Annotated in this window: 15 protein-coding genes and 1 pseudogene; 9 read left to right on the plus strand and 7 right to left on the minus strand. The window is 70.1% G+C overall.

What is annotated here, in order from left to right; translation table 11 throughout:
• Positions 1 to 189 precede the first annotated feature (189 nt).
• The 4 genes from glgB to sppA all read left to right on the plus strand — a co-directional run bounded on the left by glgB (position 190) and on the right by sppA (position 8,407).
• A complete protein-coding gene (gene glgB, locus AB0F88_RS40740) occupies positions 190 to 2,511 on the plus strand; it encodes a 1,4-alpha-glucan branching protein GlgB (protein WP_362696827.1) in 2,322 nt (773 codons plus the stop codon).
• Positions 2,512 to 2,780: 269 nt separating this feature from the next.
• The gene (locus AB0F88_RS40745) at positions 2,781 to 4,379 is read left to right on the plus strand and encodes a glycosyl hydrolase family 18 protein (protein ID WP_362696829.1); all 1,599 of its coding nucleotides are present in this window, start codon (positions 2,781 to 2,783) and stop codon (positions 4,377 to 4,379) included.
• A gap of 147 nt (positions 4,380 to 4,526) precedes the next feature.
• The gene (locus AB0F88_RS40750; RefSeq protein WP_362696831.1) at positions 4,527 to 6,599 is read left to right on the plus strand and encodes a S8 family serine peptidase; all 2,073 of its coding nucleotides are present in this window, start codon (positions 4,527 to 4,529) and stop codon (positions 6,597 to 6,599) included.
• A gap of 104 nt (positions 6,600 to 6,703) precedes the next feature.
• The gene (gene sppA, locus AB0F88_RS40755) at positions 6,704 to 8,407 is read left to right on the plus strand and encodes a signal peptide peptidase SppA (RefSeq protein ID WP_362696833.1); all 1,704 of its coding nucleotides are present in this window, start codon (positions 6,704 to 6,706) and stop codon (positions 8,405 to 8,407) included.
• A 92-nt stretch (positions 8,408 to 8,499) separates the two neighbouring features.
• On the opposite strand, the gene AB0F88_RS40760 is transcribed toward sppA, so the two are convergent.
• Positions 8,500 to 8,970 (minus strand): flavin reductase family protein, encoded by a 471-nt coding sequence (locus tag AB0F88_RS40760; RefSeq protein ID WP_362696835.1) that lies wholly within the window; start codon positions 8,968 to 8,970, stop codon positions 8,500 to 8,502.
• A gap of 286 nt (positions 8,971 to 9,256) precedes the next feature.
• Here AB0F88_RS40760 and AB0F88_RS40765 point away from each other — a divergent pair, with 286 nt between their 5' ends.
• From AB0F88_RS40765 to AB0F88_RS40775, 3 genes are all read left to right on the plus strand, one after another.
• Positions 9,257 to 9,424, plus strand: a complete 168-nt coding sequence (locus AB0F88_RS40765) for a hypothetical protein (protein WP_362696837.1) — start codon at positions 9,257 to 9,259, stop codon at positions 9,422 to 9,424.
• 75 nt (positions 9,425 to 9,499) lie between these two features.
• Positions 9,500 to 9,877 (plus strand): hypothetical protein, encoded by a 378-nt coding sequence (locus AB0F88_RS40770; RefSeq protein ID WP_362696839.1) that lies wholly within the window; start codon positions 9,500 to 9,502, stop codon positions 9,875 to 9,877.
• 584 nt (positions 9,878 to 10,461) lie between these two features.
• The gene (locus tag AB0F88_RS40775) at positions 10,462 to 11,094 is read left to right on the plus strand and encodes a hypothetical protein (protein ID WP_362696840.1); all 633 of its coding nucleotides are present in this window, start codon (positions 10,462 to 10,464) and stop codon (positions 11,092 to 11,094) included.
• Positions 11,095 to 11,170: 76 nt separating this feature from the next.
• On the opposite strand, the gene AB0F88_RS40780 is transcribed toward AB0F88_RS40775, so the two are convergent.
• The 4 genes and pseudogenes from AB0F88_RS40780 to AB0F88_RS40795 all read right to left on the minus strand — a co-directional run.
• Entirely contained in the window at positions 11,171 to 12,094 is a 924-nt protein-coding gene (locus AB0F88_RS40780) for an ABC transporter substrate-binding protein (protein ID WP_362696842.1), read from the minus strand.
• Between the two features lie 36 nt (positions 12,095 to 12,130).
• On the minus strand, positions 12,131 to 12,802 hold the full coding sequence (locus tag AB0F88_RS40785; protein WP_362696844.1) for an ABC transporter permease: 672 nt from the start codon (positions 12,800 to 12,802) through the stop codon (positions 12,131 to 12,133).
• A gap of 67 nt (positions 12,803 to 12,869) precedes the next feature.
• Positions 12,870 to 13,532, minus strand: a complete 663-nt coding sequence (locus AB0F88_RS40790) for an ABC transporter permease (RefSeq protein WP_362696846.1) — start codon at positions 13,530 to 13,532, stop codon at positions 12,870 to 12,872.
• A gap of 190 nt (positions 13,533 to 13,722) precedes the next feature.
• A pseudogene (locus tag AB0F88_RS40795) lies at positions 13,723 to 14,796 on the minus strand (ABC transporter ATP-binding protein); the annotation flags it as partial.
• Between the two features lie 301 nt (positions 14,797 to 15,097).
• Between AB0F88_RS40795 and AB0F88_RS40800 the strand changes: the two are divergent.
• Positions 15,098 to 17,248, plus strand: coding sequence for a hypothetical protein (locus tag AB0F88_RS40800; protein ID WP_362696848.1), 2,151 nt, complete (start codon positions 15,098 to 15,100; stop codon positions 17,246 to 17,248).
• Positions 17,249 to 17,311: 63 nt separating this feature from the next.
• Here the strand turns inward: AB0F88_RS40800 and AB0F88_RS40805 are convergent, their stop codons facing one another.
• Positions 17,312 to 18,295, minus strand: a complete 984-nt coding sequence (locus AB0F88_RS40805; RefSeq protein WP_362696850.1) for a helix-turn-helix domain-containing protein — start codon at positions 18,293 to 18,295, stop codon at positions 17,312 to 17,314.
• A 481-nt stretch (positions 18,296 to 18,776) separates the two neighbouring features.
• On the opposite strand from AB0F88_RS40805, the gene AB0F88_RS40810 reads away from it, so the two are divergent.
• On the plus strand, positions 18,777 to 19,865 hold the full coding sequence (locus tag AB0F88_RS40810) for a glycoside hydrolase family 19 protein (RefSeq protein WP_362696852.1): 1,089 nt from the start codon (positions 18,777 to 18,779) through the stop codon (positions 19,863 to 19,865).
• Between the two features lie 206 nt (positions 19,866 to 20,071).
• On the opposite strand, the gene AB0F88_RS40815 is transcribed toward AB0F88_RS40810, so the two are convergent.
• Positions 20,072 to 21,277: a lipid-transfer protein gene (locus tag AB0F88_RS40815; RefSeq protein WP_362696854.1), complete on the minus strand. Its 1,206-nt coding sequence runs from the start codon at positions 21,275 to 21,277 to the stop codon at positions 20,072 to 20,074.
• Positions 21,278 to 21,303: the final 26 nt, after the last annotated feature.

Genomic DNA, 21,303 nt, shown 5'->3' on the forward strand with positions numbered 1-21,303 from the left:
CGACGCCGTCCATGATCGGATACGGTCGGCGAACGGCGGTGTGACCGGCCCCACATAACCGACAATCGTGACTTTCATCTCGCTCGGATCCGCACGTTTTACCAACACGCATGGTGATAGCGGACAAGGGCATGGGATGGGTCACCCGAGTAGGGCAAGGTAGGGGCTATCGATCTACGGGAGTAAGCCATGAACGCGCACTTGGACCTGGACCGGCTCGCGGGCGGAGCGCACCACGATCCGCACTCGATCCTCGGGTCGCACCTGGGTCCCGAGGGCGTGACGATCCGGACGCTGCGGCCCCTGGCGCAGAAGGTCGAGGCGCTCGTGGACGGCGGGGCCCACGACATGAAACACGTGGCCCACGGCGTGTTCGCGGTGACCCTGCCCGGGATCGACAAGATCCCCGACTACCGGCTCCGGATCACCTACGCCGGTGCCGAGCCGTACGAGACCACCGACCCCTACCGGCACTGGCCCACGCTGGGCGAGGTGGACCTGCACCTCATCGGCGAGGGGCGCCACGAGCGGCTCTGGGAGACCCTCGGCGCGCGGGTCATGCGGCACGAGGACGTGGACGGCACGGCCTTCGCCGTGTGGGCGCCCAACGCGCGCGGCGTCCGGGTCATCGGCGACTTCAACCACTGGGAGGGCGGCGCGCACCCCATGCGCTCGCTCGGCAGGTCGGGCGTATGGGAGCTCTTCATCCCCGGTCTCGGCCCCGGCGACCGCTACAAGTTCAGCATCCTCGGCGCCGACGGGGTCTGGCGGGCCAAGGCCGACCCGATGGCCCGGCGCACCGAGGTGCCGCCCGCGACCGCCTCGGTGATCGAGAAGTCGGAGTACGTCTGGCGGGACGACGAGTGGATGCGCCGCCGCGCGGGCGGCAATGCCCTGCGGGAGGCGATGAGCGTCTACGAGGTGCACCTCGGCTCGTGGCGGCCCGGCCTGTCGTACCGGGAACTCGCCGTCGAGCTGGTCGACTACGTGGTGGACATGGGGTTCACGCACGTGGAGCTGATGCCGGTGGCCGAGCACCCGTTCGGCGGCTCCTGGGGGTACCAGGTGACCTCCTACTACGCCCCGACGTCCCGCTTCGGCTCCCCCGACGACTTCCGCCACCTGGTCGACAGCCTGCACGAGGCGGGCATCGGGGTGCTGGTCGACTGGGTGCCCGCGCACTTCCCGATGGACGACTGGGCGCTGGCCAGGTTCGACGGCACCCCGCTGTACGAGCACGCCGACCCCGCGCGGGGCGAGCACCCCGAGTGGGGCACCTACATCTTCGACTTCGGCCGCAGGGAGGTGCGCAACTTCCTGGTCGCCAACGCCGTGTACTGGCTGCGCGAGTTCCACGTCGACGGGCTGCGCGTCGACGCGGTCGCCTCGATGCTCTACCTCGACTACTCGCGGCGCGAGGGCGAGTGGACGCCCAACGAGTACGGCGGCAGGGAGAACCTCGACGCGGTCGCGTTCCTCAAGGAGATGAACGCGGTCGCCTACCGGGAGGCGCCGGGCATCATCACCGTCGCCGAGGAGTCGACCGCGTGGCCGGGCGTCTCCCGTCCGGTGCACCTGGGCGGGCTCGGCTTCGGGTTCAAGTGGAACATGGGCTGGATGCACGACACGCTCGCGTACCTCAAGCACGAGCCGGTCTTCCGCCAGTACCACCACCACCAGATGACGTTCTCGCTGATGTACGCGTACTCGGAGAACTTCACGCTGCCGCTCTCGCACGACGAGGTGGTGCACGGCAAGGGGTCGCTGCTCGGCAAGATGCCCGGCGACGAGTGGCAGCGGTTCGCGAACCTGCGGGCGCTGTTCGCCTTCATGTGGGCCCACCCCGGCAAGCAGCTGCTGTTCATGGGCGGCGAGTTCGGCCAGGGCTCGGAGTGGTCGGAGGAGCGCGGGCTCGACTGGTGGGTGCTCGACTTCGACGGGCACAGGGGGGTGCAGCGGCTGGTCCGCGACCTCAACCGGGTCTATAAGGAGTCCCCGGCCCTGTGGAGCGTGGACGCCTCCCCCGACGGCTTCCGCTGGATCGACGCCGACGACGCGCTGGGCAACGTGTTCTCCTTCCTGCGCTACGCCGAGGACGGCTCGGTGGTGGCGTGCGTGGCCAACTTCTCCGGCGCGCCGCACGACGACTACCGTCTCGGGCTGCCCTTCCCCGGAACGTGGGAGGAGGTGCTCAACACCGACGCCTACGACTACGCGGGCAGCGGGGTGGGCAACCTCGGTGCCGTCGAGGCCACCGAGGAACCGCGGCACGGCCTCCCGTACTCCGCGACCCTGCGCGTCCCGCCCCTGGGCGCCCTGTGGCTGCGCCACCCGGGCGCGCCCGAACCCGCCGTGGACGAGCGCGCGGTGGAGATCATCGAAGCCGCGGAGCGGGAGCTCGTACGGGAGCGGGTGGTGAGCGAGCTGCCCGCCGCGGACGAGCCGAGGGGGCCGGAGGAGCCGGAGGAGCCGGAGGAGCCGGAGGAGCGCAGAGAGGCCGAACCGGCCTGACCCCGTCCCCGGCTCTCTGACAGGGCCTTTGACTCTCTGACAGGCCAGATTCCGAAACGGGCCGGCCGCGCGGATGCGCGACCGGCCCGTTTTCGCGTTCCGCGCTTCCGGCATCCGCGCCGCCACCCACCCAACCGAAAACCTTAAATCGGCCTTATATCCACGAACAAGGCATTGACCGTCGGCGAACGAGAACCTACGCTCAGGAAACTAATAGGAAACTTTCCTATGAATACGGGGACTTGGCACTCTCTGACCTGGAGCGACCCTTGCGACGAATTACCATCGGCTCCTTCATCGCGGCGGCAGCGCTGCTCGTCCCCCTGGGGATCGGCACGGCGACGGCCGCCACACCCGCCACCGCGACCTACTCGACGACTTCGAACTGGGGCTCCGGTTTCGAGGGCAAGGTCGTCGTGAAAGCCGGGACGAGCGCGCTGACCAGCTGGAAGGTCGAGTTCGACCTGCCCTCCGGCACCTCGATCAGCTCGTCCTGGGACGCCGACCTGACGAAGAGCGGCAACCACTACACCTTCGTCAACAAGTCGTGGAACGGCGCGCTCGCGGCGGGCGCCTCGACGAGCTTCGGTTTCAACGGCGCGCCCGGTGGCATCACCGGAGTGCTGAACTGCAAGCTCAACGGCGCCTCCTGCGACGGCGGCGGCACCCCGGACCCGACACCCACCCCCACGCCCACGGTCACCCCCACGCCGACCCCGACCCCGACTGTCACCCCCACCGTCCCGCCCCCCGGCGGTAAGAAGATCGTCGGATACTTCACCCAGTGGGGCGTCTACGCCCGCAACTTCCACGTGAAGAACCTGGTCACGAACGGCTCCGCGTCGAAGCTGACGCACATCCTGTACGCCTTCGGCAACACCACCGGCGGCCGGTGCACCATCGGCGACTCCTACGCCGACTACGAGAAGGCCTACACCGCGGCCGACAGCGTCGACGGCGTGGCCGACACCTGGGACCAGCCGCTGCGCGGCAGCTTCAACCAGCTCCGCAAGCTGAAGAAGGCCTACCCGAACATCAAGGTCATCTGGTCCTTCGGCGGCTGGACCTGGTCCGGCGGCTTCACCCAGGCCGCGCAGAACCCGGCCGCGTTCGCCGACTCCTGCTACAACCTGGTCGAGGACCCGCGCTGGGCCGACGTGTTCGACGGCATCGACGTCGACTGGGAGTACCCCAACGCCTGTGGCCTGACCTGTGACAGCAGCGGCCCGAACGCCTTCAAGAACATCATCTCCGCGCTGCGCACCAAGTTCGGCCCCAACGCCCTCGTCACCGCGGCGACCACGGCCGACGGCTCCAACGGCGGCAAGATCGACGCCGCCGACTACGCGGGTGCCATCAACAACCTGAACTGGCTCATGCCGATGACGTACGACTACTTCGGCGCCTTCAACGCTCAGGGCCCGACGGCTCCGCACTCCCCGCTGACCTCCTACCCCGGCATCCCGCAGGCCGGGTTCAACTCCGACGCGGCGATCCAGAAGTTCAAGTCCAAGGGCATCCCGGCCGGCAAGCTGCTGCTGGGCATCGGCTTCTACGGCCGCGGCTGGACCGGCGTGACCCAGGCGGCTCCGGGCGGCTCCGCCACCGGCGCGGCCCAGGGCACCTACGAGGCGGGGATCGAGGACTACAAGGTCCTCAAGACCAAGTGCCCGCCCACCGGCACCGTCGGCGGCACCGCCTACGCCTTCTGCAACGGCAACTGGTGGAGCTACGACACCCCCTCCACCATCGCCGGGAAGATGACCTACGCCAAGAACCAGGGTCTGGGCGGGGCGTTCTTCTGGGAGACCAGCGGCGACACCACCAACGGTGAGCTGATCACGGCTATCTCCAACGGCCTCAAGTAATATTTCGACCACTCGACCCTCCGTGTGCGCTACGCCGCGGGGGGTCGAGCTTTTCTCCGAAGATCCTCCAAATCTGGGGCAAAGTATTCACGCGGCGCATACGGCTGCTTAGACTCCGAAACGCCCGTTTGATCCCCCGGAGGACGTGTGCGACTTCGAGCTCTCGTGGCCATGGCGTTGGTTCTCACCATCGCGCCCGCGGTACCCGCCCTCGCCGAGGACACACCGGCGCCACCGGCGGCCTCCGCGAGCGAGAGCCCACCCGCGGCCCCGGACGGCGGATCCGGAGGGACGGAGGGCCAGGAGACGCCCGCCGCCACCCCGGCCCCGCCCCCCGCCGACGCGACGCCCCCACCGGTGCCTCCGCTGCCGAAACTGGAGGCGGGACTCGCCTCCGACGGCGACGGGGCCCGGGTCATCGTCGAGCTGGCGGCCCCGGCGGAGGCGGCGCCGGTGGCCGGGGAGGCGCGGCAGCTGCCCGACGCCCAGGTCGTCCTCGAACCCGCCGACACCTCGTTCATCGTGGTCGAGGGGACCGGCGAGTCGCTCGCCAAGCTGGCCGAGGACCCGCGCGTGCTCTCCATCCGCCGCGACCGCACGTACTCCCCCACGTCGCTGGAAGCACTGAGCTCGGGCTCGCTCGCCACCAGCCTGCAGGTGATCGGCGCGGACAAGGCGCACGCCGCGGGGACCAAGGGCGCGGGCCAGACGATCGCGATCATCGACACCGGGATCGACGCCGCCCACCCCGACTTCGGCGGCAAGGTCGTGGCGCAGGCCTGCTTCTCCGCGACGGACGACGGCGCGCAGTCCCTGTGCCCCAACGGGCAGACGAGCGACCCCGGGTCCGCCGACGCCAACACCGCCGCCTGCGTCCACGAGCAGGTCAACCTGTGTGACCACGGCACCCACGTGGCGGGGATCGCCCACGCCGTCGCACCCGACGCGGACATCGTGGCGATCCAGGTCTTCAGCAGGATCAACGACTGCGCCGACGAGGGCGGGGTCTGCCTGACCGCGTTCGAGTCCACGATCCTGCTCGCCCTGGAGCACGTCGCGAAGCTCAAGGAGGAGGGCAGGAACGTCGCCGCGGTGAACCTCAGCCTCGGCGGCGGCCTCTACGAGGGGACGTGTGACGCCGAACCCGAACTGTCGGCGATGAGGAGCCGGATCGACGACCTTCGTGCCAAGGGCGTGGCCGTCGTGGCCGCCGCGGGGAACGAGGGCGTGCCCGGAGCCGGGGCTCCCGGCTGCTTCTCCGGCCCGGTGACGGTGGGCGCGACGGGCGACGACGACACCGTCCCCCACTGGTCCAACCACGGCTCCGTGCTGGACCTCTTCGCCCCCGGTCTCGAGATCGAATCCGCGGTGCCCGGCGGCGGCCACCAGGTCTACAGCGGCACCTCGATGTCCACCCCGTTCGTCACCGGCGCCCTCGCGCTGATGGCCCAGAAGGCCCCGGGCACCCCGGACGCACTGGCCGAGCAGCTCAAGAAGGCGGGCCGGCCGATCACCTACGGCACGGTGACCACCCCGCGCCTCGACCTGAACGCCGCGATCGCCGGGGGCACCCCCGGCCCTCCCGTCACCCAGACGCCCCTCCCCGAGGAGCCCGCCGACCCGCCCTCCGACTCCGACGACCCGTCAGAGGAGCCCTCGGACGAACCGTCGGAGGAACCCAGCCCCGAACCCAGCTCGGGCCCCTCCCCGTCGGCCACGCCGAGCGACCCGGTGCCGACGCCGATCCCGCTGCCGACGGTGACGATCACCGTGACCGTGACCGTCCCCCCGGCGAAGGCGACGGCGCCCGCGGTGTGCACGCGCGGCAAGTCCACGAAGACGCTGAGCGCCGCGCAGTGGGCGGTGGAGGCCACCCGGGGCAAGGGCAAGATCTCGGACGCGACGCTCGGCTGCTACCTCGGCATGGTGACCAAGGCCAGCAAGGTCTTCGCCGAGGTCACGCCCGCCTCCACGCCGGCCGGCGCGTACAAGGTGCTCAAGCCCGCCAAGAAGACGGCGAAGGCCAAGCTGGAGAGCGAGCTGCTGGCCGCCTGGCTGAACTGGGCGAACGGCGGCGTGAACTTCACCGCCAAGATCAAGGAGACGGCCACCCTGAAGACGGTCCTCACCTCGGTGGAGAAGGCACGCCTGAAGGGCAGTTCTCCCGCCGCGTCCACCTCGATGCTCAAGAAGCAGGTGAACGCCCGCCGAACCGCGTAGTGCCGCGCGGTCCCCGGGGGTCGTGCAGACCCCCGGGGACCGGAAAGCAGGTGGACGCTCGCCGAACCGCATAAGCCCGGTATGTGTCGCTTAGGGTGAGGGGCATGGACGCGACCAAGGTGATCATCGACAGTGTCGACCGATTCAAGCAGCGGCGTACCGCTCCACTGGTCCTTGAGCTCGACCTCACCGAGGGCCTGACCGACGGCAGTCCCCCGGCGGATCCGCTGAGCGCCGTCCTGGCGATGCGCAAGACGAGCCTGACCGACGTGCTGGCCGGGCTCAAGCGCGCCAGGAAGGACGACCGGGTCAAGGCGCTGATCGTCAAGATCGGCGGCCGGCCGCTGGGGCTCGCGATCGTCCAGGAGCTCCGCCAGGCAGTGATCCACTTCCGGGCCTCGGGCAAGCTCACCGTCGCGTTCGCCGAGACCTTCGGCGAGCTCGGCGGGGGCACCGTCCCCTACTACCTGGGCAGCGCCTTCGAGCGGGTCTACCTCCAGCCGTCCGGCGACGTCGGGCTGACCGGCGTCGCGATGGAGCAGCGCTTCCTGCGGGGCGCGCTGGGCAAGCTCGGCGTCGAGTACCAGATAGGCCAGCGGCACGAGTACAAGACGGCCGCCAACACCTTCACCCAGGACCACATGACCGAGGCCCACCGCGAGTCGATGAGCCGCATCACCGAGTCGATCACCGAACAGGTCGTGGCCGGCGTCGCCGAGGGGCGCGGCCTCGAACCGGCCAGGGTGCGCGAGCTCATCGACCAGGGCCCGTTCATCGGCGCCGAGGCCGTCGAGGCCGGTCTCGTCGACCGGCTGGCCTACCGCGACGAGGTCTACGACGAGGTCAAGGAGACCTTCGGCGAAAACACGCTGCTGCTGTACGTCGGCCGCTACGCCAAGGCGCTGTCCGCCAAGAAGCTCCCGCACCCCGGCGAGCAGACCGTCGCCCTGGTCCGCGGCAACGGCCCGATCCGGCTCGGCCGCAGCGGCCGCAGCCCGCTGGGCGGCGGTGGCGCCATGGGGTCGGACACCATCTGCGCCGCCCTGCGCGCGGCCCGCCGCGACGACCACGTCAAGGCGGTCGTCTTCCGGGTCGACAGCCCCGGCGGCTCGTACACGGCCTCCGACGCCATCTGGCGCGAGGTCGTGCTCACCCGCGAGGCGGGCAAGCCCATCGTGATCTCGATGGGCGACCTGGCCGCCTCCGGTGGCTACATGGTCTCGATGGCCGCCGACGCGATCGTGGCCCAGCCGGGCACGCTCACCGGCTCCATCGGCGTGTTCGGCGGCAAGGCGGTCATCGGCGGGCTGCTGGAGAAGATCGGCGTGTCCTCCGAGACCGTCGGCGAGGGCGCCAACTCCGGGATGCTCTCCCCCACCAACGCCTTCTCCGAGGCGCAGTGGGCGCGGGTCAACGCCTGGCTCGACCGGGTCTACGACGACTTCGTGAACAAGGTCGCCGAGGGCCGCGGGCTGTCCCGCGAGCGGGCCCACGAGCTGGCCAAGGGCCGGGTCTGGACCGGGGCGGACGCCCTGGAGGGCGGTCTCGTCGACGAGCTCGGCGGCCTGGAGGACGCCCTGGCCCTGGCCCGCAAGAAGGCAGGGCTGCCCGTCGACGCCCCGGTGCGCGTCTACCCCAAGCTCAGCCCCCTGGAGCGGCTGCGTCCCCCGGAGTCCAGCGAGGACAGGACCGCCGCCACGGCCCAGGTCCGCTTGGAGGCCTGGGGCCCGCTCGCCCACCTCGCGGGCGAGCTGGGCCTGCCGTCGTACGGGCCGCTGATGCTCCCGGGCTCCTGGACGATCCGCTGACCATGCCTTTCCTCGTCCTTCGGTGAGGAGCCGCCGCGTTCGAACGCGGCGGCTCCCGCCCGTGAGAGAGGGATGAGCGGCGACCCGCCGGGTCAGCGGTAGCGGCTCCGGTAGCGGGCCAGCGGCAGGACGGAGGCGTCGACGTAGTCGACCCCGAGCACCTTGGCGATGAACAGCGTGTGATCCCCGGCCGGGACGACCTTGACCGTCTCGGCCTCCAGCGCGGTGACGCCGCCGTCCACGACGAGGGCCTCGCTCAGCGCGCCCCGATGGTGCGGCGTGCCCGCGAGCAGCAGCCTGGCACCCGGACGGCCCGCTGTGGCGAAGCGGCTGGCGATCGCCTTCTGCCCCGCCGACAGCACGCTGGCGGCCCAGCGGTCGTGCCGCAGCAGCAACTCGTTGAGGTATCCGGCGTTGTCCAGGCTCACCATCACCAGCGGCGGGTCCAGCGACAGCGAGGTGAAGGTGGCGACCGTCACCCCCACGTCGTCGCGCCCGTCCTTCACCGTGACGACCGTCACACCGGTCACCACCTGGGCCATGGACTCGACGAACTCGTTCATGTGGCCATCATCCCGGAACCGGGCAGGCGCTCGACCCGGCGAGGTGTGCTGCGAATCACATCGATCCACGATCTCATCGTCGCCATTTCCCTCCGCGGCAGGCAGCCTTCCGCGCCTTCGCCTTCGCCTTCGCCTTCGCCTCCGCGAGCGCCAACTTCGGGCCGCCCCAAAGCCGCGCGGTCGACCTCCCTTTTCTCACCGCGTCCACCATGGACGCTGCCGCGTTTTACCGGGCACGAGCTGCACTTTCAGGAAAAGTCGGAGGACGAGACATGTGGGATACGGCATGGTGATGCCAGAGGCAGGCGGCACAAAAGGCGTGCCAAGCAAGGGACTATCCGCCGCGTTGAAGCAACAGGCGAAGCTGAACAGCGTCCTGAGCGATTGCCATCCCAAAGAAAAGCTGAAGAGCGAGACCTGCCGGAATGAGATAAAAAAGGCATGGGAGGGTTGACGGAAACTTTTCTGCGGGAACAGCGTTCACACAACCAGCTGCGAAGCGACTGTCGCGGCCAAAGCAGTCGCGAAGTTGACCGGGATTCCGGTCAAGCTGTACGAGTTCCTCGCAACCGTACCGCCGTGGGTCCCCAGCCATGAGCTACGCAAAAGAACAATCGCATGGGTGGGAAAAAACCAAGGGGTATGCGAGCGCGACACCGGAACAGGGTTGACCGTGTGCTCGGGATTGAAGAGCGGCGTCCACTTCGGCCGCTCGGGTCAGACCATAGGATCGATACTACTGACCGATAAAAAGCTGGCCGACCTGACTCCAGATTTTCTGAATCACGAGGCCGAGCACATGAGGCAGTACCACTACTACCAATCATTGACCGATTTCTGGCCGGTCTACTTTGTTTACTACCTTGACCAGCCCTCCAATCCGTGTGATAACATCTACGAAAAATAGGCCGAGGCCAAGGGCGTGACCTACGATTGCCGATGAGCCCTACAACGACTGATTTCAGTATCCTCAAGACATGCACCCCGGCTCGACTGCTGATTTTCCTGTCAACATGCGCATTGATGCTGACGGCATGCAGTCCACCGATGGGCGGACAGTCTCCCCGACCTATAGGAATCGGCCTTACGGAAAGCGGACGACTCCGGTTCGTCGTGTCTCTTTGCCCAGGTCAGGAACTCTCCTCCTTCGAGGTGGTGGACCGTCCGACACAACGCCCCATATGGGTGGTGTCCGGGCCGGTAGACGCAATGCAACATGGCGGACGAATAACTCTCGGAGAATCCGCCGGATTCACAAAAACCGAGACTCCTCTGGCGCTTCCCCTTCCGCCCAATATTGCCGCCACAGCGCGGTTGAGCAGCGGCCCACCGGTAGCGGTCGCATTTTTGGCCGCTGAGATACCAGGCGATTTGGCCAACACGAACGAGGTGTTGAACAAAGACAGGGAGAGGGTCTCGGAAGAGGATTTCAAGCAACAGATGGACGACGAATACTGCTGACTTCTGCCGGATGTCCGGTAGCGTGAAGTGATGTTCTTCGATCCCGTACCAACGGAACAGGAACCCTCCTTCGGCCGGCCCGAGCTCCCTCCCTGGTCCGCTCCCCCCTCGCTGGAGGCCGGAGCCGTGCTCGCGGTCGAGCGGGTGGTGGCCCGGAGCCCGAACGTCGTGGTGCTGCTGCCGACGATCCGGGTCTTCAGCACCGGCTGCATGCTGGAGGTGGAGGTCGTGTCCCGGCAGGGTGACCTGTCGGCCCAGGACTGGTGGTACCTGCACATGGGCGGTTCCCCGTTCGCCCAGGCGGCCGGACCGCGCGGCGGGGCTCAGCCGCCCGACTCGCTGCTGCGGCTGGGCGTGCGTTTCGCCGACGGCACGAAGGCCACCACCGTCGATCAACTGCGGAACAGGATGAGCCCCTTCGGCGAGCCACCGGCCGGGCCCACGCTGGCCTGGTCGCCGGTCGGCAGCGGCATGCGCGGCGGCGAGTTCGGCTTCAGCGATTTCGGGCTGTGGCTGTGGCCGCTGCCCCCGGCCGAGACCTTCGAGTTCGCCGTGGAGTGGCCGCTGGGCGGCATCGAGCTGACCATCGTCGAACTCGACGGCGCGGCGATCGTGTCGGCCGCCGGCCGCTCAGCGCACTACTGGCCCGGCGACGACCGGTGAGAACGCCGGAAGGCGGGTGGAGATCCACCCGCCTTCCGTTGGTACCGCTGATGAAACTTGGTACCGCTGATGAAACCTAGAGCAGGCCGTTCTGGGTCAGCCAGTCCTTGGCGACCATCTCCGCGTCGTCCTTGTCGACCGCGACGCGCTTCATCAGCGCGACCAGGCCGGCGGTGTCGAGCTTGGCGGAGACCGCGTCGAGGGTCGTCTTCACGGTGTCGTTCACGCCGGCCTTGTTGACCAGGGGGGCGATGTTCTCCGCGGCGAAGGCGCTCTTGTTGTCCTGGAGGGAGACCAGGTCATTGACGATGATCTTCGGGTCGGTGGTGAAGACGTTGCCGACCTGGACGGTGCCGTCCTTGATGGCGTCGGCGGTGGCGTCGCCGGTCTTCTTCCACTCCTTGAACTCCAGGCCGTAGGTGTCCTTGAAGTTCTTCTCCTGGCGGGTCTGGAACTCCGGCGGGCCGCCCACCGAGTAGTTCTTGGCGACCTTGACCAGGTCCTCGATCGTGGTGAGGCCGTCCTTGGTGGCGGTCTCCTTGGTGACGGTCAGCGAGTTGTTGTCCTCGGCCGGAGCGGGGGTGAGGACCTCCAGCTCGGCGGGGAGCTTCTCCTTGAGACCGGCGACGACGTCGTCCTTCGACTTCGCCGTGGTCGTGTTGTCGACGAAGGCGAGGAGGGAGCCGATGTACTCCGGCAGGATGGTCAGGCCACCACTCTTGACCTGGTCGTACAGGACCTCGCGGCTGCCGATGTTGAACTTCTCCTCGACCTGTACGCCCTTGGCCGCCAGGGCCTGGGAGTAGATCTCGCCGAGCAGGACGTTCTCCGGGAAGTTGGCCGACCCGATGACGACCTTCCCCCCGGCCGCCGGCGCCGAGCCGGACCCGGCCGGAGCCGGGGAGGCGGAGGCGCTGGTGAGCGGATCTCCGCCGCCGCACGCGGTAAGTGTGAGCGCCGCGGACAGGAGGACCGCCGCGGTGCCGATCAGGCGCTTCATGGTGCTATTCCCTTCCAAAACGGGGGGTAAAGAAGACTATCTGATGTTCTGGCGCTCGCTCACCCCCGGGGAGACCGTTACGCGCTGCACCAGAGTGAACCCGAGCTGGACGAGAAGCGCCAGCAGTGCTACGAGGACCGCCCCGCCGATCGTGCTCGGGAAGTTCTTGGTCGCGAGACCGTCGATGATGAAGCGGCCGAGGCCGCCCAGGCCCACGTAGGCGGCCACGGTCGCGGTCGCCACCACCTGGATCGCGGCCAGGCGCAGGCCCAGCAGGATCAGCGGCAGCGCGACCGGCACCAGCACCCGGCCGAGGACCTGCCCGCCGCGCAGGCCCATGCCGTACGCGGCGTCGCGCAGGTCGGGGTCGACCCCGCGGATGCCCTCGTAGGTGTTGACCAGGATGGGCGGCACGGCCAGCGCCACCAGCGGGATGAGCACCGGCAGGATGGTGCCGACGCCCATGAAAAGGACGATGAGGACCAGCAGGCCGAGCGTCGGCAGGGCGCGGGCCGCGTTGGCGGTGAGGATGACGAGCGTCGCGCCCTTGCCGGTGTGGCCGATCAGCAGCCCCAGCGGGATCGCGATCAGCATGGCGAGCAGCAGCGAGAGCCCGGCGAACTCCAGGTGCTCGAGCAGCCGGTTGGGAATCCCGTCGGGTCCCGACCAGCTGGCCGGGTCGCCGAAGAAGTCGATCAGCCAGTTCACGCGGCCTCCTCTGCCCGCGACCCGATCAGCCGGTTCACGCGGACCACGTCGAGCCCGACCATCCGGTTCACGCGGACCCCCTTGCCCGCGACCACGGGGTGAGCAGGCGCTGCGCCAGGATCAGCAACAGGTCGGCGACCCCCGCGAGCACCACGACCAGCACGATGCCGACGACGATCGGGGTGTAGAACTGCCGCTGCCAGCCGTCGATGAACAGGTAGCCGAGCCCGCCCCTGCCGACCAGCGCGCCGACGCTGACCAGGCTGACGCTGGCGACCGTGGCCACCCTGAGCCCGGCCAGCACGACCGGTACCGCGATCGGCAGCTCGACCTGGAGCAGCCTGCGCAGCGGGGTGAAGCCCATCGCCACCGCGGACTGCCGCACGTGGTCGGGGACCGAGCTCAGCCCGTCGACGACCGCGGGGATCAGCACCGCCATGGCGTAGAAGGTGAGCGGGACCATCACGGTCGTCCGCGTGGCGAGGCCGGTGATCGGGATGAGCACGATGAAGACGGCCAGCGAGGGCAGCGAGTAGATCACGTTCATGACGCCGACGGTCGGCTGGTAGAGCCAGCGCCACCGCACCCCGGCCAGCCCGAGCGGGAGCGCGATGATCAGCCCGATGAGGATCGGTACCAGCGCCATCACGATGTGGTCCTCGAGCAGGCCCTGGATCGTGGGCCAGTTGCGCCCGATCCAGTCCCAGCGGACCAGCGGTTCCTCACCCATCGACACCTCCCGCGAGTCCGTCCGCGCCTCGCGCGAGTCCGTCCGCGCCTCGCGCGAGTCCGTCCGCGCCTCGCGCGGAGCCTTCTGTGCCTCGCGAGGAGCCGTTCGCGTCTCCCGCGGGTCCGTTCGCGCCTTCCGCCGGGACGTCGGCGCCCCGCGCCGGTCCGCCGACGCCTCCCGCGACCCTGGTGAGCGCCTCGTCCAGTGACTCGCGGGTGGCGACGCCCACGGCCCTGCCCGACCCGTCCACCGCGACGGCGTGGCCCGAGGGGGACAGCAGCGTCGCGTCCAGCGCGGCGCGCAGCGAGTCGCGCCCGCTGACGAAGGTCCCGTACGGCGCGAGCTCCACGTCGGCGAGGGTGCCCGGCTCGGGCAGGTCCTTGACGGCGGCCCAGCCCAGCGGCCGGCCGTCCTCGTCCGTCACGGCCAGCCACGGCTCCCCGGTGGCGCGCGCCGCGACGGCGTCGGTGGAGGCGGACACCAGCAGGTCGGTACGGAGCCGCACCCCCTCGTCCGAGACGAACGACAGCCGCCTGATGCCCCGGTCGCGGCCCAGGAACTCGCGGACGAAGTCGTCGGCGGGCCGGGCCAGCAGCGTCGCGGGGTCGTCGAGCTGGGCCAGGTGGCCCCCGACGCGGAGCACGGCCACCCGGTCGCCGAGCTTGACGGCCTCGTCGATGTCGTGGGTGACGAACACGATGGTCTTGTTCAGCTCGGCCTGGAGCCGCAGGAGCTCCTCCTGCAGGCTCGTACGGACGATCGGGTCGACCGCGCTGAACGGCTCGTCCATCAGCAGCACGGGCGGGTCGGCGGCGAGCGCACGTGCCACGCCGACGCGCTGCTGCTGCCCGCCGGAGAGCTGGAAGGGATAGCGGTCGGCCATCTTGAGGTCGAGCCCGACCCGTTCGAGCAGCTCCATCGCCCGGTCGCGCGCCTTCTTCTTGTCCCAGCCGAGCAGCAGGGGCACCGTCGCCACGTTGTCGACGATCTTGCGGTGCGGGAAGAGCCCCGCCTGCTGGATGACGTAGCCGATGCCCCTGCGCAGTGTCGGCGGGTCGATGGTCTTGACGTCGACGCCGTCCAGGAGGATCTGGCCCTCCGAGGCGTCGATCATTCTGTTGATCATGCGGAGGGACGTCGTCTTACCGCACCCCGAAGGACCGACGAAGACGGTGATCTCCCCGGTCGGCACCTCAAGGCTCAGATTGTCCACGGCGACGGTCCCGTCGGCGTAGCGCTTGGTGACACCGTTGAATGTGATCATGCGCAACCTCTTGTTTTCGCAGGGTTACGGCCCCCCTGCCCCAACCGTCCCCATGATCCCGCACGAGTCAGCCTATGCCCCCCTTCTCCGATCTGTCTTCCAGGCTTTCCCGAACCAGCTCAACGGGAGATCCACAAGTGTATTTCTCAACAAAAGGGCATTGAGTAGTGCGGGAGGTGCCCATGACTTGACATGATTACCCACATCGCTGGAGTTGATCCCTCCGGCACCGTACGTCACAGGCCTCACAGCCGCCCCGCCTCTCCACCACGCTCGCCGAACCACCAGAGGAACCGGTCCCGTGACTCAACCGCTCCTCGGTCAACGCTCGCGCGTCGAACTCATCGCCGAGCTCTATGACCGCCACGCAGCAGGGCTGTTCGCCTACTCCCACGACCAGCTGGGCAACGCGGACTCGGCCTCCGACGTCCTGGTGGCCGTCCTCTCTGGCGTCTCGGACGCCGAACCGCCGCGCGCCGCGCTGTACGCGCTCGCCCGCCGCGAGATCTTCCTGCGCGACATCGTCTACTCGCCCCCGGCCGTCGGTCTCGACCCGGCCGCGGCCCTCGTCGAGCGCGTCCTGGGCGACCTGCGCACGCACCAGCGTGAGGTGCTGTACCTGTCGGGCGTGTGCGAGATGGACGCCTCCGAGCTGTCCTGGGTGCTCGACGTGGCCGTCGACACCGCCGACGAGCTGACGGTGAGCGCCTGCCGCCGCTTCGCCCAGTCGCTGGGCTACGCCCTGGCCTCGGCCAGGGTCCCCGAGAACATGACGGAGGTGTTCGGCGCCCTCGCCGTCGCCCCGGTCCGCGACGTGCTCAACCTCGCCCCCTGGGCCACTCCCCCGATGGGACTTCGCGCCGCCGTGCTCGGGCCCCAGGCACCACCCGCCGTTCCGGTCGCCAGACGGTCGATGTCCCCGCTGGTCAGGCAGCTGTGGCCGACGACGCCCGCGTGGCCGCTGCCGCTCGCGGAGACCGGCGTCCCATCCGGTCCGCCGATCGGCGCCTCGGCCTTCCCCCTGCCGGACCTGCCGGACCATATGGCGGAGGACCGCTTCCCCGATCCCTTCGCACCGCGGGATCCCGACGCCGTCTCCACCCACGAGGCGACCACGGAGCCGATGCCCAGGCTCGGCGACTCGGTGCTCACCGCCCTGGACACCGCGGCCCTGCGGCCGCGCCGCCGCCTCCAGCGTCCCCGGCCGCGCCGGGCGGCACCGCTGTCGGCCCCGATCCCCGGGGACGTGCTGGACGACGCCCCCGGGCGGGAGGACTTCTTCCGCCCGCTCACCCCGGAGGCACGGGCGGCCCGCGTCCACACCGACAGGCTCGTCGCCGCCGCCCCCCGCACCGAGACGCCGGCCGCCGACCACATCGAGGCCCCGACCGCCGACCACACCGGGACGCCGACCGCGGATCGCACCGGGACGCCGGCCGTCGACCGCGCCGAGGCCCCGGCCGCCGACCACACCGGGGCGCCGGCCGCGGAGACGCCGCGGAGCCCGGTTCCCGCCGCCGAGACCCCCCGCACCCCGCTCACCGTCGTCCCGCCCCTCGGGAACCCCGGGCACCGCGGGAATCTCGGGAGCCCCGGGCGCCTCGGCGACGTGCTGGACGACGGCCTCGGGGACGTGCTGGACGACGCGCGTCCCCTTCCCGGCTGGCCCCTGCAGACCGACCAGCTCGACGCCCTCGCCGACCGCGAGCACCACCGTCCCGCTCCCGCGCCCTTTCCCGCGCGAGAAGCCGGGCGGCACGCGTCCACCGCCGACGACCGTCCCCGGCTCTCGCTCCCCGTCTGGACCACGCGGACGGAGAACCCCCCGCCTCCGGCGGAGCGCGCCGAGCCCCCGCTCCCCGCCCCGGCCCCCCCTGCCGCCGATCCGGCCGGGCCCTCCGCCGTCGACTGGTTCGCCGACGCCCCTCCCTCCGGCGCCCGAAGCCGTGAGACCCCGCCCCCTCCCTCCGGCGCCCGAAGCCGTGAGACCCCGACCGCCCTTCCTGTCTGGTCCCCCCGGACCGACCACCTCCGCACCCCCGCCGGTCGCGCCCAGTTGCGTCTGCCCCGCTGGGTCATGCGCGAGGACCAGCCCGGCGACGCCCCCGACCGGACCGCCCCGCCGAACCACACCCTGACGCCGTACGACGCGCCGCCGGACGACGCGGCGACCATGCCGGGGAACGGGTTCGCGGCCATACCTCCGGCACCCCCGGCACCCCCGACGCCCCTGGCCTCCGCGCCGTCCGCGCCGCGCCCGGCGCCCGAGGAGACCTCCTCCTCCGGCCGGACCCTGTCCCGCAAGCGCGGGGGGGACCGGGCACCACGCAGCCACAAGGCGATGAAGAACGCGACCCATCACGACTGGGCCTGGGAGGTGATCGGCTTCGTCATCGCGGTGACGATCGCCATGATCGTCTTCTTCGCGGTACCGATGATGACCACCCCGTAGGACCTCCGGAACCCCCGGGCCCCTTCCGTACCGCCGCCCGGCCGCGCCGGTGGGGCCGGGCGCTCAGAGCCAGTGCTCGGTGGCGGCGCGCCAGGCCAGCTGCATGCGGGTCCGGGCGCCGACGAGTTCCATGATGTTCGAGACGCGCCGCTGCACGGTCCGCTGGCTGACGCCCAGCCGGGTGGCGATCGACTTGTCCGGTACGCCCGCGACCAGCAGCGAGACCAGGGAGAGGTCGTCGGAACCGAGCGGGCAGGACCTCGTCCCCTCGGTGAGGGCGCCGTCCTCGGCGATCCGTAACGGCGTCGCCCGCTCCCAGCAGCCCTCGAAGAGGGCGATCAGCGCCTCCAGCAGCTGGCCGCCGCGGACCAGCGCCGCCGCCGGTTCGGAGGTTCCCTCCTCCCGCGCCACCGGGAGCACGGCGACCTCCCGGTCGACGACCGTCAGCCGCACCGGCAGGCAGGGCGCGACCCTGGCCTGCTCACCCAGTTTGACCCCGTACGCCACGTTGGCGGGCATGTCCTGCTCCTCCAGCAGGAGCCTCTCGTAGATCACCCGATACTCGACCCCGCGGCGCAGCGCGTCCGGCTCGGCGAGGTCCTCCTCCGCGGGCGGCACGACCGCGTGGCCCTGGCGAAGGCAGAGGACCTCGCGGCGGGCGTTCTCCTGCAGGTGGTCGAGGTGATCCCGGAGCACGACGCGGTTCGGCAGCACCTCGACCAGCCGGCCGGCGTCACGGCGGCGGGCGCCGTCCCGGTACTCCTCCGAGAGCCGGTCCACCTCGCGCCGCGCCCAGTCGAGCGCCTGCTGGTGGCGGAGGAGCTGTGAACCCAGCACGATGTCCGGCGCCACGGCCGTGAACCGCCGCCTGCCGGGACCGACCGTCCTGACCAGCCCTCTGACCCGCATGGACACCAGCACCGTCTCGGCCGTCTCGGCGTCGATGCCCAGGTTCCCCACGAGGTCGGCGACCTCCGCCTCCACGGTGGTGACCAGGAACCGGTAGACGCGCTCCTCCACGGGATCGAGCCCGAGGGATTCCAACATGACGCACATGATGACATCCGAAACGCCAGCAAAAGTTACATTCACCGTCTAACCGGACTTATACCGCCATTGTGAATTAACCGGGCGCAGGTCATATCGGGCATGGAACGCACCCGCCCGCGACGACGGAAATCGCGGGCGATCGGGGTTGTGACAACGATCTGTCAAGGCTAGTATCACGGCAACTCTTAGGAAACTTTCTTAAGAGAAAGTTAAGGCGGGAGCCTTTTCGGCCCCCTGGGAAACCGTTCGAACCGACCAGGAACTGCGCGAACCTCGATGACACGAGCCGTCGTCACCCACAGGTCCGGCCGGCCGGACGTCTCACACCGTCCGGCAGCCGTAATGGGACCGGTAATGCGAATCCTGCCGTCCTTACTCGCCCTGACTGGGTTTGCAAGCCTCTCGCGCGAGCCACTCGCGCCCCGGTCACACGGAATCCCGAACCTCTGCGGCCCCCACCGCACGAAGGAGTGATCAAGTGTTGAGACAGCGCATCATGGCCGCCCTCGCCGCCCTGGCGGTCACGGGCGTGCTCGCGGTCGCCCTGCCGATGGCCTCCGCGTCCTCCGCGTCCTCCGCCGCCGCGGCGGCCTGCGTGACCCCGTGGAACTCCTCGGCGGTCTACACCAACGGCATGACCGCCTCCCACAACGGCCGAAACTGGTCGGCGAAGTGGTGGACCCAGAACGAGGCCCCCGGCACCGCCGACGTGTGGGCGGACCAGGGCGCGTGCGGCGGCGGCACGACGCCTCCCCCGGGCAACTGCAACCACCCGAACTGGGCTGCGGGCACCTGGTATCCCGCCGGGAGCATCATCAGGTACACCAACGGCCAGTTCTACCGCGCCGAGCACGAGAATCCCGGCTACGACCCGGTGATCAGCACCTGGTACTGGGAGCCGTACACCTGCGGCGGCACGACGCCTCCCCCCACGAACCCGCCCACCTCGGGCTTCGTCGTGAGCGAGGCCCAGTTCAACCAGATGTTCCCGAGCCGGAACTCGTTCTACACCTACAGCGGCCTGACCGCGGCGCTGAGCGCCTACCCGGGCTTCGCGAAGACCGGCAGTGACACCGTCAGGAGGCAGGAGGCGGCCGCCTTCCTCGCCAACGTCAACCACGAGACCGGCGGCCTGGTCCACGTCGTGGAGCAGAACACCGCGAACTACTCGCACTACTGCGACGCGAGCCAGTCGTACGGCTGCCCCGCGGGCCAGTCGGCCTACTACGGGCGCGGCCCGATCCAGCTGAGCTGGAACTTCAACTACAAGGCGGCGGGCGACGCGCTCGGCATCAACCTGCTCGGCAACCCGTACCTGGTCCAGAACGACGCGGCGGTGGCCTGGAAGACCGCCCTGTGGTACTGGAACACCCAGAACGGCCCCGGCACCATGACGCCGCACAACGCGATGGTCAACAGCCGCGGCTTCGGCGAGACGATCCGCAGCATCAACGGCAGCCTGGAGTGCAACGGCAGGAACCCCGCGCAGGTGCAGAGCCGGATCAACGCCTACCAGCGCTTCGTGCAGATCCTCGGCACCACCCCCGGCGGCAACCTGAGCTGCTGAGCCGCCGGACGACCGGACCGCCGGTCATCCGGCGGCCGCCGCGCGCCCGGCCTCCGCACCGGGCGCGCGGCCCCGCGGGCCGTCCCGCGGAACGCGCGAACCCCTGGGGCGACGGCTCACCCGGGCGACCTCACCCGGGCGCCCCCGCGCCGGCCGCGCGGCCCACGGACCGTCCCGCGGGACGCGCGGACCCGCGGGGCAGCGCGTCAGCCCGACGACAGGACCAGCCCGCTGGTCGGCACACCCGTGCCGGCGGTGACCAGTACGTTCCGCACCCCGGCCACCTGGTTGGCCGAGGTGCCCCTGATCTGCCTGACGGCCTCGGCGATGCCGTTCATGCCGTGGATGTACGCCTCCCCCAGCTGGCCGCCGTGCGGGTTGACCGGGAGACGTCCGTCGATCTCGATGCCGCCCCCGGCCACGTAGTCGCGGGCCTCGCCGCGCCCGCAGAAGCCCAGCTCCTCCAGCTGGGTGAGGACGAACGGGGTGAAGTGGTCGTACAGGATGGCCGTCTGCACGTCCGAGGGCCCGAGCCCCGACTGCTTCCAGAGCTGGCGGCCGACCACCCCCATCTCTGGCAGGCCGGTCATGTCGTCGCGGTAGTAGCTGGTCATCATCATCTGGTCGGCGCCCGACCCCTGGGCGGCGGCGGTGATCACGGCGGGTGACCTGCGCAGGTCCCTGGCCCGCTCGGCGGAGGTGACCACCAGCGCCACCGCGCCGTCGCTCTCCTGGCAGCAGTCGAGCAGGTGCAGCGGCTCCACGATCCACTTGGACGCCTGGTGCTCCTCCAGGGTGATCGGGCGGCCGTGGAACCACGCGGCCGGGTTGGTGGAGGCGTGCCTGCGCATCGCGACCGCCACCCGGCCGAAGTCCTCGGAGGTGGCCCCGTACGCGTGCATGTAGCGCCGGGCGAACATGGCGACCCAGGCGGCGGGGGTCATCAGCCCGTACGGCACGTGCCAGCTCATCTCCAGGCCCTGGGACGAGGGCTCGCCGCCGATGCGGGCGTCGGGCTGGCCGAACCTGTTGCCCGAGCGCTCGTTGAACGCCCGGTAGCAGACCACGGTCTCGGCGACCCCGGTGGCGACGGCCATCGCCGCGTGCAGCACGGTCCCGCACGCCGCGCCGCCGCCGTAGTGGACGCGGGAGAAGAACGACAGGTCGCCGATGCCCACCTCGCGGGCCACGGCGATCTCCTGGTTGGCGTCCTGGGTGTAGGTGACGAGGCCGTCCACGTCCGAGGGCGCGAGACCCGCGTCGTCGAGCGCCGCGAACACCGCCTCGGCCGCCAGCTGGAGCTCGGACCTGCCCGACTGTTTGGAGAACTCGGTCGCGCCGATCCCGGCGACGGCCGTGCTCCCGGAGAAGGAGACCACGGTGGTGGGGGCCTTTCTGTGTTGCCGCGTCAACGCGTTGCCGCGTGTCCGCGTTCTCG

The sequence above is a fragment of the Streptosporangium sp. NPDC023963 genome, from assembly GCF_040639135.1.
Taxonomy (GTDB): Bacteria; Actinomycetota; Actinomycetes; order Streptosporangiales; family Streptosporangiaceae; genus Streptosporangium.

What these genes read in the sequence shown, in the direction of transcription:
- AB0F88_RS40790 (WP_362696846.1), bottom strand. Translation starts at nt 13,532, where the DNA reads ATGGGTGAGGAACCGCTGGTCCGCTGGGACTGGATCGGGCGCAACTGG.
- AB0F88_RS40805 (WP_362696850.1), bottom strand. Translation starts at nt 18,295, where the DNA reads ATGTTGGAATCCCTCGGGCTCGATCCCGTGGAGGAGCGCGTCTACCGG.
- glgB (WP_362696827.1), top strand. Translation starts at nt 190, where the DNA reads ATGAACGCGCACTTGGACCTGGACCGGCTCGCGGGCGGAGCGCACCAC.
- AB0F88_RS40760 (WP_362696835.1), bottom strand. Translation starts at nt 8,970, where the DNA reads ATGAACGAGTTCGTCGAGTCCATGGCCCAGGTGGTGACCGGTGTGACG.
- AB0F88_RS40780 (WP_362696842.1), bottom strand. Translation starts at nt 12,094, where the DNA reads ATGAAGCGCCTGATCGGCACCGCGGCGGTCCTCCTGTCCGCGGCGCTC.
- AB0F88_RS40775 (WP_362696840.1), top strand. Translation starts at nt 10,462, where the DNA reads ATGTTCTTCGATCCCGTACCAACGGAACAGGAACCCTCCTTCGGCCGG.
- AB0F88_RS40765 (WP_362696837.1), top strand. Translation starts at nt 9,257, where the DNA reads ATGGTGATGCCAGAGGCAGGCGGCACAAAAGGCGTGCCAAGCAAGGGA.
- sppA (WP_362696833.1), top strand. Translation starts at nt 6,704, where the DNA reads ATGGACGCGACCAAGGTGATCATCGACAGTGTCGACCGATTCAAGCAG.